Annotated in this window: 11 protein-coding genes; 5 read left to right on the top strand and 6 right to left on the bottom strand. The window is 34.9% G+C overall.

Going from position 1 to position 14,923, the window contains the following annotated elements:
* Positions 1–51 precede the first annotated feature (51 nt).
* Positions 52–759, bottom strand: coding sequence for a YebC/PmpR family DNA-binding transcriptional regulator (locus CG11_RS20635; RefSeq protein ID WP_052598749.1), 708 nt, complete (start codon positions 757–759; stop codon positions 52–54).
* A gap of 324 nt (positions 760–1,083) precedes the next feature.
* Entirely contained in the window at positions 1,084–4,083 is a 3,000-nt protein-coding gene (locus tag CG11_RS20630; RefSeq protein ID WP_052598748.1) for a CHAT domain-containing protein, read from the bottom strand.
* 298 nt (positions 4,084–4,381) lie between these two features.
* On the opposite strand from CG11_RS20630, the gene CG11_RS20625 reads away from it, so the two are divergent.
* Together CG11_RS20625 and CG11_RS20620 are read left to right on the top strand one after the other, a co-directional pair.
* Complete coding sequence (locus tag CG11_RS20625; RefSeq protein ID WP_197043898.1) at positions 4,382–4,873, top strand: peroxiredoxin; 492 nt, start codon at positions 4,382–4,384, stop codon at positions 4,871–4,873.
* 245 nt (positions 4,874–5,118) lie between these two features.
* Positions 5,119–5,850 carry a DUF5683 domain-containing protein gene (locus CG11_RS20620; protein ID WP_052598747.1) on the top strand — a complete coding sequence of 244 codons (732 nt, stop codon included), beginning with the start codon at positions 5,119–5,121 and terminating at the stop codon, positions 5,848–5,850.
* Positions 5,851–5,915: 65 nt separating this feature from the next.
* On the opposite strand, the gene CG11_RS20615 is transcribed toward CG11_RS20620, so the two are convergent.
* Positions 5,916–6,284: a response regulator gene (locus tag CG11_RS20615; RefSeq protein WP_052598746.1), complete on the bottom strand. Its 369-nt coding sequence runs from the start codon at positions 6,282–6,284 to the stop codon at positions 5,916–5,918.
* A gap of 294 nt (positions 6,285–6,578) precedes the next feature.
* The gene (locus CG11_RS20610) at positions 6,579–7,673 is read right to left on the bottom strand and encodes a methyltransferase (protein ID WP_052598745.1); all 1,095 of its coding nucleotides are present in this window, start codon (positions 7,671–7,673) and stop codon (positions 6,579–6,581) included.
* A 254-nt stretch (positions 7,674–7,927) separates the two neighbouring features.
* Between CG11_RS20610 and CG11_RS20605 the strand changes: the two genes are divergently transcribed.
* Positions 7,928–8,632 (top strand): head GIN domain-containing protein, encoded by a 705-nt coding sequence (locus tag CG11_RS20605; RefSeq protein ID WP_052598744.1) that lies wholly within the window; start codon positions 7,928–7,930, stop codon positions 8,630–8,632.
* Between the two features lie 123 nt (positions 8,633–8,755).
* On the opposite strand, the gene CG11_RS20600 is transcribed toward CG11_RS20605, so the two are convergent.
* Both CG11_RS20600 and CG11_RS20595 read right to left on the bottom strand, forming a co-directional pair.
* The gene (locus CG11_RS20600; protein ID WP_156039842.1) at positions 8,756–9,745 is read right to left on the bottom strand and encodes a DUF6089 family protein; all 990 of its coding nucleotides are present in this window, start codon (positions 9,743–9,745) and stop codon (positions 8,756–8,758) included.
* Positions 9,746–10,178: 433 nt separating this feature from the next.
* Positions 10,179–12,767 (bottom strand): TonB-dependent receptor, encoded by a 2,589-nt coding sequence (locus tag CG11_RS20595; RefSeq protein WP_052598742.1) that lies wholly within the window; start codon positions 12,765–12,767, stop codon positions 10,179–10,181.
* 531 nt (positions 12,768–13,298) lie between these two features.
* On the opposite strand from CG11_RS20595, the gene CG11_RS20590 reads away from it, so the two are divergent.
* Together CG11_RS20590 and CG11_RS30225 are read left to right on the top strand one after the other, a co-directional pair.
* Positions 13,299–14,336, top strand: coding sequence for a T9SS type A sorting domain-containing protein (locus CG11_RS20590; protein ID WP_052598741.1), 1,038 nt, complete (start codon positions 13,299–13,301; stop codon positions 14,334–14,336).
* A gap of 310 nt (positions 14,337–14,646) precedes the next feature.
* A partial coding sequence (locus CG11_RS30225; RefSeq protein ID WP_156039841.1) for a hypothetical protein occupies positions 14,647–14,923 on the top strand: 277 nt, incomplete at its 3' end.

The raw sequence follows: 14,923 nt of genomic DNA, 5'->3' as shown, positions 1-14,923 counted from the left end.
AGTATAGTGCCTTGTCGCTATTGGTCAATATTAAAAGATATTGAAAAAGTCTTAAGCCATTCCGTGGAAAACTTTTTGTACGTCCTCATCATCTTCAAAACGTTCAATCAGACTTTCGATGTCTTGTTTTTCTTCTTCGCTTAACTCTTTTGTAACCTGAGGAAAACGTTGTAAAGAAGCTTCTTCTACTTCAATTCCTAAGTTTTCTAGCGTCATTTGCATGGTTCCAAAGTCCTCATAAGCGGTGTAAACGTAAGCTTTTCCATCTGAAATATCAATTTCATCAGCACCCCCGTCAATTAGTTCTAGCTCTAATTCGTCCATGTCACGATCTCCTAAGTCAAAGATGAATTCACCTTTGCGATCAAACATAAAACTTACAGAACCACTTGTTCCCAAAGAGCCTTTTTCTTTGGAGAAATAAAAGCGGACATTAGCGACTGTACGAGTGGTGTTGTTGGTCAAACACTCGACGATAAATGGAATACCGTGAGGACCATAGCCTTCATAGACCACTTCTTCTAAGTTCTCTGCGTCTTTAGAAGATGCCCTTTGAATCGCAGCATCTACATTTTTTTTAGGCATATTGGCTACTTTGGCATTTTGAATAGCCAAACGTAGTTTTGGGTTACTGTCTGGATCTGGACCACTTTCTTTTACTGCTAAGGCAATTTCGCGACCAATTTTAGTGAATACTTTTGCCATTTGTCCCCAACGCTTCATTTTGCGTGCTTTGCGATATTCAAACGCTCTTCCCATATGTTCTTACTTTATTTTTGTCCTAGAGAATACTCATGGATATTATGTGATGTCATTTGTATAATAGTCGTTTCAAGGACTATTCATATTATTTCGGTCTCAAATATACTTAATTGAATTCATAAAACCAATTTGTAATAATATCTTCTAATCGCTATAAAATAATACTTTATTGATTAGCTGCGCTGCTACTGCGTGGTATTTCGTGAGATCGCTTTGCTTCATTAGCTTTGTTACGTAGGCTTGCACAACTCGGTTTGTTGTTACTATGCAATTTCAAGGGAATGATAAAAAGCAATTGTCTAAATTTTGTCCTATTGAGCGTTATTGTTCTCGTTTTATACGCCAAATAAAGAATAAAGCAAATAAGACCCCGATGGTTCCTAATAACCACCATGGAAATCGTTTTGCCTGTAATGGAATGGGACTAGCATCTCCAAGCTGAATAAATGGAGCCCAAAAAGCAGGATGTCTTGTTACTCCTTGCGCTTGGTGAATATAGTCCAATTTAGCTTTTTGAAGTGCTGCTGCTTTGTCCATACCTTCTGCTAAATTTTTATAAAACGCACTCATAATGATAGAGGTGCTACCATCATTGACTTGCCAAAGAGAGACCACCATTGAAGGCACACCAGCATACATAAAAGAACGGGCTAAAGATAGAATACCTTCTCCCTGTTTGAATTTTCCATAGCCTGTTTCACAAGCAGATAGGACAACTAGTGCTGCATTTAGTTTCATTTGAGAAATTTCAAAAGCTTGTAAAAAATTATCTTCATCGGGATCTGCATCTTCAGTAAAGGCTAAGGAAGATAAAATCGGGTGCTTTTCATTTAAGATACCATGCATTGCCAAGTGTAAGATGGCATAGTTGCTTGCTTCTGCTTTAAATGTTTTTTCGTTGGCAGCTTCACCATAGTAATAACGTCCTTGTACAATAGGTTTTAGTGCTTCTAGCTCGTGACTAATAGCTTCCAACGGAGCCAAATTTTTTCTGAGCTTGCTCAACTCTACACTTCGATTCAAGTTATTTTTAGGAGGAAGGGCTGTATAGGTTGCACCCATCGCTAATATTTGAGAATTATGAAAAACCTTGGAAACATTTTTGGATAGTAAATTTGACGAATAAGCGTAGCTAATTTTATGACTTTGAAGCAAGAAAGTTAATTGATCAAGTGGCGAAGTTTGGTTGGGAACGACAGTTAAAAAAGCTTCAAAAGGCAAGTGCCCCAGTAACCCATCAGGTATAATAATCAAATGTTCTTTCTTACCAGAGGGGTCTATTGCTGGTGCCACCAATTGACTATAAAACCAATAGGCTAAGGTTTTGTATTCTTGCAAAGCAGCGTCTTTATTTTTTAGAATATATTGATAATTAGACAATACTTTTCTGAATTTTTTTACTTGATTTTTGATCATCTGTTGAGTAATAGGCAAGGTGTTATAATAAACATTCTTATGATCTATAGAATAAATATAAACGTGTTCTTTGCCAATGAAATACTCAATAAGCAGTTCTGAGGAGTCCAGCTGTTTTTGTAGGTCTGAGATAGAAAATTTTTTAGAAACATACTTGTACTCATAGTAAGCAGGGTATTGCTCTTGTAGTTTAATTTTAAATTGATCAATTTTTGTTAAAATGCGATTGTAATCCTCTATTGCTTTTTGCTTTGAACGGGCAGTTGTCGCATTTATCTTTTTTGTTTTAGCAATTAACAGCCCTTGTTCAAGAGCTTCTTCTTTTTGAATCAAAGAATCTGGTAAATTCCCAAATACTTTTGCTTCTTTGTTTTGCAATGCCTCTTGCAATAAAACGTATTTATTATTTTCCAGAAAATCAAAAGCACTATTTTGGTAAACAAGATCCCCTGTTTTTTCATACAAGGCTTGCGAGATTAGAATTCCTAGTTCGGATATTTCTTGTATAGTAGACAGTAATTCTAATTTATCCCATTCTGTTGAAAATGAATTTTTGAGTCGATGTAGAATGAGTCGAGTAGCCAACTGCAAATTATAAGCATGATGTAACAAATCAATATCTTTTTCTATTGAATAGCGTTCCCAATAACTCTTGCTAGCAATTTTTAATGATTTTAGAGCATAAGGCATCGTTGCAAAGGTTTGTTCTTGAGCCAGTTTTTGGATGTTCTCCAAAATATTGGGCGTAGCAATACTATCCATGCAATTGCTTCTAAAGCAGTCCAAAGCAATTGCTTGAACTTGTTGCCAATCTTTGATGCTTTCAAAAAATAAGTAAGCTTGCTCCATGTTATAAAATAAGTAAAGATTTTGGGGCAAAAAGTATTCTTTAGCCAAGTCAATGGCACGTAAGTGAAATGTTCGGGCTTTTTCATAATGCCCCTGAAAAGCATATAAATCTCCCATTCTTGAAATGGTAACGGGGTAGTTGGAGTAAGAGTCTTCGATAGTTGTCCGTTCTATTTCTTCAACTTGTAAATAGATATTCTCTGCTTCTTTATAACGTCCCAAATGAGCATAGCAATCTGCTAAGTTAGCGAGTAAACTTGTGTTGAAATCTATGGGAATTTTTTTGCTGTCTATTAATTGTTTGAGGTATTCGAAATGAGGCAATGCTTTTTTGTATCGACGAGTAAAAAAATAGAGCATACCAAAATCATTAACTAAAATATATCGATTAGGGTCACTTTCTTGGAGTGTATCTTTGGCTAGTTGGATGGCTTCTTTATATAGAGATTCTGCTTGGTCGTAACGGTGCTGAATTTCTAGTACACGAGCCAAACTACGCAAAATCATAATATGGATGGTAGCATTTTCTTCTCCTGATTTGGGAACAAATTGCAGAGCATCTTTGTAAGAGCGAATGGCATACGTCATGGCACCAATCAATTCATAATAAGCCCCCAAACTATAACCAAGGTAAACATACTCTAAATAGTGCTGATTGGCTTTAGCTGTAGTTAATGCTTCTTGATACCAAGTAACAACTTTTTCTTGTTGTCCTGATTGATACAGCATCATGGTATAATCCTCCAAGTTCCATATGTAAAGCATAGAGGCTTTTCCATGTATCGTCTCTATGAGAGCTAATAATGCCAAATAACTATGGTTAGCTGTTTCAAAGTCTCCTAGTGCTTGCGCGTGTTGAGCTTGATAATAGAGCACATCCATTAGGACACTATCTGGAGGGTTGAGATGCTGTAATTGTAGAGAAAGTTCTACAACTAATGAATGATTATCTTGTGAACTTGCATCCTCTATTTTTACCAATAAGTTGTCGATGGGCGATTGTGCTAAGGAGTGACAATTTAGGACAAGAAATGCTAAGAGTATAAGTTGTCGCATAGTCGTTGTTTGGGACGATTGTAAAAATGAATAACGTATCTTGGATAGTCAGGAGTATTTTGAAAATACAAAAAAACTATTGAAAAGATGGATTTTGTGGATTTTAAGTTGTGGATAGTAATTTATTGGAATTGAGACTAGTAATATTGCTAACTTTGTTTGTTTGGCTACGGTGTTACTTCTGCGTGTTTTCAACAGAGTAATGGAGGGATAAAAGCAAAATAAGAAGCCTCTTTGTTAATTTTGTAAATCAACTTGAACTAAATTCGATTAGGATTGTATAAAAAATACAAACTAGATGAGCGTAAAAATATTAGAAAACTATATAGAAATGAAAGAAATAGAAATTGGAGATAATTTGCCTGATTTTTCATTGAAAAACCAAGATGAAGTATTGGTGCATAGTCGAGATTGGATTGGGCAGCCTGTTGTTATCTATTTTTATCCAGATGATTTTACACGAATTTGTACCGCCCAAGCTTGTGCTTTTCGAAATCGGTTCGATGATTTTGAAGGGTATCATGTAAAGGTGATTGGGATTAGTCACAACGATACGGCATCGCATAAAAAGTTTGCAACAGCCTATCAATTGCCTTTTGATATATTAAGTGATTCGAATAATGCAGTGCGAAATTTATTTGCAGTACCCAAAGGCGTTTTGGGATTGGTGTCGGGGCGTGTTACGTATGTTTTTGATGCCAAAGGAAAACTAGTTTTTAGATACCATGCTGATATAAAGGCTAAAGAACATGTAAAAAAAGCCTTGGAAGCAATTAAAATATATACCTGATTGCTCCAATGACTATTTTCTTAGATTACATTATGATGTAATCTAAGAAAATAGGAGAACTAATTTTTGTTTTGTATTGTTGGGAAGTTAAAGGTATGCTATTATTAGTTACTGCGCATCAATATTCTATTAAAGAGTGTTAATCCTTGTTGATAAATCCTTACTTTTGCGTTTCTTTGTTACCTATACTTAGAGTTCAAGGGATAAAAACTTGTTTTATAACAATCAAAATGACGTAAATATTTATGTTTGGGATCAATTTCTTGCAATGGGTGGTTTGTAAAAAGCGTAATTATTGGAGGCATAGTCTTTGGGTATTACTTTTATTTATTAGTCAAAACAATCTTACTTATGCACAACAAGATTCAATCGTTCAAGAAATCAATACCACTGATAATTCCGAGTTTTTACGAGAAAGTCGGGCAAGACAAAGGCAATATAAAAAAGAAGCTCGCCGAGAAAAATTCCTTAGTACGCTCCCTAAAAATCATAACCCGAAAACAGCGACCCTATTAGCATTAATACCAGGGGCAGGGCAAATTTACAATCGCCGATATTGGAAATTGCCAATTGTGTATGGTGGGCTAGGGGCATTAGGATACTTTACTGTAGCCAACTATTCTGAATATGCTTGTTTTCGAAAAGCTTATTTGCATACTGTTGATCAAAACGATCAAACCAATGACAAGTGTTATCGGGCACCAGATGCAGATTCTTTGAGTTTGAAAATTTATAGAGACAATGCTCAAGAGAGTGCAGAATTGTTTTTAATAGGTTTGACATTATTTTATGGCTTGACAATTATTGATGCTTTTGTAGATGCTCACTTAATGCGATTTGATATTAGTGATGATTTAAGCATGCGAATAGAGCCTAGAGTAGAATATAATTTTGTTACACAGAACTATGTTCCTAGTGTAGGGTTGGCAGTAATGCCTAGAGTTGCAACCAAACAAGCTTATCCCGTACATTTTTAGATAAAAATGAAGAAGGAGTATCTTTGATTGGATTGAGATTAGACGATGACAACCAAGAGAACGGTCTAATTGTTAAAATATTTTTGCATAACGCTTTTTAGGCTTGCTTCATCAATAGGTTTGTTAATAAAGCCAATTGGATTTGTCTTTTTGGCTCTAGCCAAGGTAGGTTTATCGGAGTTGCCTGTCAAAAAAATAATAGGTATTTGATATTTTTCATTGATAATTTCAGCGGTTTCTATGCCATCCTTATTACCAGCTAATCCTATATCCATTAAAATAAAATCTGGGCGTTGAGACTCTAAAAATGCGAGTGTTTCATCACCTGTTCGTGCCTCTCCAATAATATCCAAGCCTAAATTTCCTAAGATTCGCTCAATGAACATTTGAATAATCATGTCATCTTCAACAATAAAAATTTTCTTTCCTTCCATTCTTGTTTGAGTTGTTTGTCTTGTATTTTAATAAAGGTAAGTGAGTTTATGGAAATTGTAATTTTTATTTTGACTAGGGAGGGGGTAGTTCAAAATCAAATTTTAACTAACTAAAGGTAACTCCAAAAATAATTAATAATAATCACTATCAATAATTAATACTTTATTTTTTTATTATTATATCTGTTTATAATAAAAGTATATTTTTTGTTTGAATGCATTACTAGAATCAATAAACGTGAATTTCTAGTATTATATAGCTAATAGCACGGGTTATAAATTCTACAAATGGGATTATTTGCGACATTCATAAATAACAAACTTCTCATTTTCATTGACAACAGTTACTTTAAACAGCAATCGCTGAAGATGCGTCTTGTAGTTTAAGTGTTTGTTGGCAACTATTATAAAACGACCATTAGGCTTCAAACAATTATAAACCTCTTTGAAAAGTTGTACGCTAGTCTCTATACTTACTTCATATTCAAAATGAAATGGAGGGTTAGAGAGGACACAATCAAAATAATTCTCCTCAAAAATAGATAAGTCATTATTGCAATGAAAAAAAGTATTATCAGAGCTTAGGTTTAATTTAGAAGAGGCAATTGCTAAATGAGAATCGTCTAGTAAATGCAATGTACAGTTGGCATTATTTTGTCGAACCGTAGCGGCAAGTATCCCATTGCCAGAAGCTAAATCTAAGACGACTTTTTCATTTAAATCAACATCCAAGTTGGCAATTAAGAATTGGCTAGCATAATCAATGTGCTTGGCTGAAAAAACACCAAAATACTGTTGATAAGTTCGACCTTGAAAAGGAATTTGATGCAAAATAGTTCTATCCTCAAACTTTCTTGGAGATTTTAAAATAAGAACCCTTGATTTTTTCCAAGCTCGACTTTGCTGTACATCCTCAAAAAATGTTGTAGCTATGGTTAAAATCTGTGGGCTAAAGTGTCGGGTCATAAAACCACAAAATAGGACGGCATTTTGTTTCCATTTAGAGGATAATACTTGTAGATATAGACGAAAAAGCTCTAATGATTTTGGAATTTTTAAAAGCCCAACATCGAATGATTGAATTGGTATGTTAAATACCGTATAAGAAGAAACATTGGCATCTTTTATTTGGTTGTAAAGTAAATTCTGGCGCAGTGCTTTTTCGTGCGAGTGGTTGGTTTGTATTGTTGAGGGAGCATAAGCATGAGTCAAACAACTAAGAAAACCAAAACGATCATTTAGGATGGCCAATTCTTTTTGTTCCAAGGTAATGTTTTCCAAGTGTTGTAGCAAGTGCTCGTCAGCAGCATTCCAAGCTTGTAAATTTCCTTTCTTTGTTAAAGGATAACGCTCGACGGTGTAATGTTTTTGTTGATATTGGAAGTCCACAAGAGAAAGATATGTTTAACTATTTTTTTGTGAATGTACTATTTTGAAGCGGAAGATTTAACCTTTTTTTAAAAGTTTCTATAAAAAAAACGATTACTTTTGCCCATCTAATAGATGCCTTAATTTTTAAAAATCAAATTTATTTTATAACGGTGAATAGCTGCACGAATTCTAATGACAATATACTTACGTATATTACGTATTGGTGCAACAAAATACCAATTATTATCCAATTTTTTAATTAAATTATAGTCATGAAAACCATATTCAATTTATCCATTTTTGCCTTATTAATAGTTGCATTTTCATCGTGTGACAAAACTAGCCCTACGATCACTAATGGTTACAGTTTGTCGACAATAAACAAGGTCTCAATACAGTGCGCTTGTGATGCAAATATTTATTCTGGAGCTACCCAAAAAGTTGAATTGACAGGAAGTGAACATCTTTTGGATAGAGCAGAGGTTTATGTTGATGGTACAACTTTGATTGTTAAGATGAAACCAGGCATTTATAATAATATGGACATTGTTGCTAATATTACAATTCCTACTGTAGAGTTTGTAGAGGTAAAAGGGAGTGGAAATATTTGGGTGAATGATTTTTCTGGTTTAGGAGACTTGTCTTTAAATGTGTCTGGCAGTGGAAATATTAGTACAGGAAATCTAGATTTGGGGCAAAACAAATTGATTACAGATATTTCGGGATCTGGAGACGTAAGTGTTAGTGGTGTAGCAGCTTCTTCTTATATTAAAATATCTGGTTCTGGTAATTATGCAGGCTTTGGAATGCCAGTAGATGTTAGTGATGTAAAAGTTTCAGGCTCTGGCAATATTGATGTTACGGTTAATAATAGTTTGAGCGTAGATATTTCTGGAAGTGGTAATGTGAGCTATAAAGGGCAACCTACAGTCAATACAGAAATAACAGGAAGTGGGAGCGTGATCAACGCCAATTAAGCTTACCTTTAAAAGTAAAAACTTTACTTCGTGGCTTTTAGAAACCCTTAAAAGCCACGAAGTATTAATAAAACAAAAAAGATATTTCATTATTTGCTTTGGTTTTACCACAATTTACCATAATTAGTAATCTTTTACCAAAGCTAAGAAACGGCTCTTTTTGAGGTAGAAAGCAAGTCTTATATTAATGGTATAATAAGCATCATTGTCTTTGGGGTCGCCTCTTTGGGCATTGGGTGCAGTAATATAACCATAGATATTATTGGGATCGTGTTCTACTGAACGTCGTGCTAATGAAGTTGCTAGTTGCGCTGTTTCAGCATTAAAATTTTTCTCAAAAACAGCAGGGTCTACATAATCCGTCGAAACATCATCTATATAATCGGTAAAGGTAAACCGATGATTGATTTCTAAAGAAAGTATCCAATCGTGATTGTGTTCCCATTGCACACCAAATCCCACAGGAATAATAAACTGAACCAAGCTGTAGGTAGGACGCCCTTCAACCAAGCCTTGTCCTTCTGTAGATAAAGGGCGCAAATCAACCCAGTCTCCATTGTATTCAGCTTGAGGATTAAAGACCAAAAAGCCTGCTCCAAGGACAATATAGGGAGAAAGTGTATTTTGCTTGGTTTTGGTATATCGACTACCCGTTAGTTTGAAATTGTAGGGAATGAATTGGCAACTATTCGTCAATTCAAATACGTGTGTTTGAAAATGCAGATTTCGATAAAATCTAAACCAACCGTCTTTATCGCTGTGTGTCGTTGCTGAAAATCCTTTGCCAGCAAATTTATCGTTTCCACTTAAATTAAGATAAGACATTTCCAGTCGAAATGAAAAATGTCCTCCCATATTATAACGCCCAAAAAAGCCAACAGCAGGACGAATACTAGGCAAATCAGTATCAATGATAAAAGATTGCCCAATGGCTTCTGTCCCTCCCAAATCTCCAAGGAATTGACTTGTACCAATGTGAAAACCAAGCTCGATGGGGTATCGAGGAATGTAGTGCATCCGTTTCTTTTTCCTCTCTTTGTACTCGTAATCTTGAGAATAGCTAGAGATACAGCCCAACAAAAAAAGAAAACAGATAAAGAACTTGAGTCTCATTGAATATGTGAATTTTTATAGATTGAATAAACGAGTCTTAATCTGTCTATCTCAAATTCTATAAGGGGAATAAATAGGTAAGGTAGGGTAACGCAGTTTTGAAATAACTTTTAAGAAAAGAATTTTTTCTGTAAATTATTCGTGAATAACACTACCTATTTGTATTATTAGTTATAGTTTAATGTTAATATATAAAATATAGGAGATGATAGCTTTGTAATGATAAAGCTGAATGTTAATAGAGGCAAAAATAATGAACAAAATGGACTTAAGCAAACAAAAGTCTTTTTATAAATATAGAGGATAAAAAAAACACCTTTTGTCTTTTTGCAAAAGGTGTTCTTTAGTATAAAGCAAGTGATTTAAAAAATATATAATAAAAAATGTATTTTATCGACTATTTTGAGAATGCAATTACTTATTGTAGTTAAATTTAAAATTCGACGTCTAGACGTACTGTAATATTGGCTGGTGCATCTACCAATGCAGGGCGAATCATGTATTCTTGATTGAGTAGATTTTTGCCTACCAAAGAAAGTTTGACGGCTGCAACCTCTTTATCATCCTTGTTTTTGAACGCATAGCGGTACCCTATTCGAGCACCTAAATTCAAAAACTCTCCACTGTTAAAATTCTCTCTATAATAAGCAATTCCAAAAATATCGTCATTGCCAGGGACATTATAAATAATATCTTCAAATGCCTTGTCAATATTTTCCATTCTACTGTTGTAGTTCATTGTAAAACCAACGGATAAAGCTTTGTCTTTTAAGAAAAAGGCTTCAATATCAAATTTTACATTGTGGACATTGCGATATTTTAGAACGTTGTAATTAGAAGTAGAAAGAGTTTGGATTACTGTATCCGTATCCCAGTTTTGGAATTCAGGGGCAATAAAGGTATATCCCGCCAATACATTAAAGCTAACAGGACCAACATTACCTGTTCCCATCAGACTGAGCTCAAAACCTCTAATTCTTGTATCGTCCACATTGATGGATTGAAAGAAAATATTAGGAGGAGTGATGCTTGTAGCAGATGGATCGCCACCACCAAAAGTAAATTCCATCATGTCTTGATACTCTGTCCAGAACCCTGATAAATCGACAAAACCTTTCCAATTGCCAATTTTAAACCCTTGTTTAATTCCAATTTCAGCAGACCAACCTGATTCAGGGCGCAATTGGGGGTTGGCAAGAATTACAAGAGCATTTGAACCAGCTCCAACTTGGGTCGTAATGTATCGCTCTGCAATTGTTGGGTAACGATAACCTTCGCCCCAAGATGCTCTAAGAAAAGTAAAGGGAGTTAACTCATAATTTAAACCTATGCGAAAACGAGGTCTAGGAACGCCAGTGCTATCAATAGAATTTGGCTCTGGATTTTTAACCAGCTGATCATTTCTAGCATCTACTTGAATAGAGTCAGGGCTTTCGATATTGAATACTTCCCAACGTACTCCAAATGTGATATTCAGTTTGGTATTATCTGAATTCTCACCTTTAATCAAGCCTTGCTCTCCTTGAATGTAAGCGCCTGCATTATAAATATTGTAATCAGCATTCCCAAATAGTTGGGAACGAGAGAAAGTATAAGTACCAACAGCCCCAGCTACCAATTTAAAATCCCCAAAGAAAGAAGATTCTACTTTAAATTTTCGTTGATATTGATACTCCCCATAAGCCAAATGCGATAAGTTAGATTGATCTTGACCATTTTGGTTGTTGACATAGTAATAACGAGTTTGCAATCTATGGCGACCGTCTTTGTTGTCATAAGCCGTCAAAAATGGATCAACGTTAAATCGCAGAATAGTAGATTCCGTAATACTTCCTGCCAAAGGCTCGTAAATATGCCCCGCGTCATTAGAACCTGCAAAACCTGCTAAGTATTTTCCAGTATTATTCCATAAGAAAAAGCTAGAAGATTGACCATAGTTAAAATTCAAGTTGATCCCCGCATTAACTTTAGTGCTAAAACGATATCTGTTATTGGCATTGATACGAAACTTTCGTTCGTAAGATCCTGCACGATAAGAATCTTGATAAAAATAATTCCCACCTAAAGTTAAGTCATACTTTCCAAATTTGCGTCTATGAGCAAATTGCACACCCAATTCAATTGGCTTTCTATAACCATTGCGACCAGATAAAAGTTGAGGACTAATGGTGTCAGGATCGTTTGGATCATTGCTGCCAGCATCCCAAACTTCTATGGAATCTCTGTTCCACCAAGCCGTTTCAGCACGAGCAGGATCTAAAAAAGACGTTTGAAATACCGAAACTTTGGTAAATGGTTTGTTTTTGGCGTAGGCAGTACGGATATTAATAATTCCATTCAAAGCAGAGGAACCATACAAGGCAGAGGCAGCTCCTTTAACAACTTCAATCTGAGAAATGTTTTCAACTGGAATATCACGCCAGTTGGGTTGTCCGGCATCTCCTGTTAGCAAGGGAAGGTCATCAACTAACAACAAAACACGACTTCCTGCACCATAAGAAAAACCAGATCCACCTCGAATATTGGCTTGCCCATCTACAACAGACACTCCAGGGACTTTGTCTACAACTTCATCTACTTTTGTGGCGTTTGTATTATCTACCAAATCAGGTTTTACGACATCAATAGAAATCGATGATTTACCAACAGAGGTTTCAAATCTAGAGGCAGTTTTGGTGACGACTTTCAATACATTGACCTCTTCGGTCATATTGATGTTTAGTTCCAATGTCTGACCATCTTTGATGGTGATTTCTTTTTGATACGTAGCATATCCCATATAGCTACAGGTCAAATCGTAAGTACCTGCAGGAACAGATATTTGATAAGCTCCTTCTATAACATCAGAAGAACCTCCAGTTACAAAATTGCCCTCTTTATCATTGATGCGAATTTCAGCTCCTAGCATAGGTTCATTTTCGACCGAATCTATCAAAATTCCCTTGATGGTTCCTTGTCCTAAAACAGCGGAACTCATCATTATTAGGACTATGCTCAGCAGCCAGTATAGTTGTCTTTTCATAAGTCTTTTTTATAATTGAATTAATTAAAAAATAGTACGTTTCGTAGTCAATACAATATTGGTTTTTTCGGGGCGAAACGTGAATTTTTTGACTTTAAAATCAAGTAAAAATAGTACAATATTTGTTTTTCGCAAGCTAAAAATTAAATATCCTACTTAAAAGAAAGCCCAAAATGAAGAAACAAAGGCTACAAAAAGAGGGGCAGTTTACTCAATAAGAAATAAAAAAAATGATATACTGTGTTTTGAAAGCGAGTTGTTTAGAGTTTGTTTTTTTTGTTATTTTTTGAAGTTAATGGAACCTTTATAGAGTACAAAAAAGATTTTTAAGTTTAATTCGAATATTTTTCCATATTGGTGAAAATAACGATTTCTCTAAGCTCAACGTTGGCGGATTGCTTTTAAACAAAAGGTTAAAAAAAAGTGTTAAAGAATGCTTAAACTCTCAAATAAACCACTATTTTTGTTGGGATTGAGGACAGAATCTCTAAAATCGAACCTATTTATTAAAAAAAAATTAAAGTTTTCTTTATGAAAAAATTAGCTACATTATTCGCAGCTTGTTTGATGACAGTTTCTGCTGTTAATGCCCAAACTTGCTGTACCCCATCAACTACTGCTCCTGAAATTACAACTGGTTTTTACACGACTAGCCAAATTGGTGGTAATGTAAATACTCCAGACCCCACTTCTTTAATGGCTGTAAGCGCTTCTTCAGACTTACCTACTGTAGAATACATCATTACCAAAAGAAACACACCAGCTTTGGACGATACAGGTGCCCCAGATACTACTGGAGGAGGTGGTGATGTGATTATTGGAGCAGATACTGACGGTATTTTTATGCCAGATAATATGGGACGTTATGGAGTTACGTTGCATCCTGGAGATACCTTTGATTTGACAGCTGTTGGATACGATTTGCCAAGAATCAAAGAGTTGGCAGATTCTTTATTAAACGGTTACTCTCCTGGGTCAGGTCCTTGTTGTGGTTTGTTTGGTGTAATGGCTATTGTTTTGAACGAACCAGCAATTGCAGGTTTCTGTGACAGTGTTAATAACGCAGGTATTTACAATTCAACTCAAATTCACGGGATGAATGAAGTATTAGTTATTTTTGATGTATTTGCTAAAGGACAAACTTCTATAGGTACTTTAGTATCTACATTAGGCTTAATTAATAGCAATGGTACTCAAATTTCTCAAGATTGTGGAGGGACAGGAGCGAACAACTTCTTGTCTTATGGTATCAATAGAAATGCTAAATATGGTTATGACAGAGAAGGAACGATTGCCGTTCAAGAGTTGAGTGATGTTTCTTTGTTTATGTTATATCCAAACCCAGCTAACAAAGATGCTGTAAATATTTACTTCACAACTAAGAAAGAAGTTGATTTAACAATCAACCTATTTGATGCTTTAGGGCAACGCGTACACAGCCAAGTATTGGGGAATGTTTCTGGAGATTTTAATACAACAATTCCAGTTCAAAACCTAGCAGCAGGAATGTACTATGTTGAATTAACAGATGGTCATAGCAATCAATTACTTAAAGTTGTTGTAGAGTAAAAAACTTATTACAGCTTTAAAGGCACTAGATATAAAAATTTAACATTAAAAACTCGCTATTTAAGTAGCTTGTTATTATGTTCGTTTATTATATAACAATAGTTCGTTGAAAAACTTTATTAGTTTGATAATCAATAAGTTTTGAATTTACTACATTTTGTGCTAAGATTTTGATTATCAAACTAATATAAATGTGATTTTTTATCTTTTTGATAAAAAAGTAAAAAATCAACGAACTACTAATATAAATTATAAAACTACAAATCATGCTTTCATGGTTTGTAGTTTTTTTATCTTAAAACAAAAAAATATGAAAACGATTAACCTTTTGCAGACCTTCGTACTTTTCCTAAACCTGAGTACTTTTGCAATCGCACAAAACAAGTGTTGCTCCATCTCAACGGTAGCACCTGAAATTAATACAACAACATCAGGTACTTCCATCGATTTGAACCAAATGACAGTTACGCCAACATTGACTGTTAATGCTTCGCCAGATTTACCAAATGTAGAATATATTATTACGAAGAAAGGAGTAGCAGCTTTAGACAGTCAAGGGCAGCCAAGTTCCATTGGCGGTGGTGGTG

Source organism: Aureispira sp. CCB-QB1, from assembly GCF_000724545.1.
Lineage (GTDB): Bacteria > Bacteroidota > Bacteroidia > Chitinophagales > Saprospiraceae > Aureispira.
The sequence above is the reverse complement of the archived record's forward strand: the minus strand, read 5'-3'. Positions and strand labels throughout refer to the sequence as shown.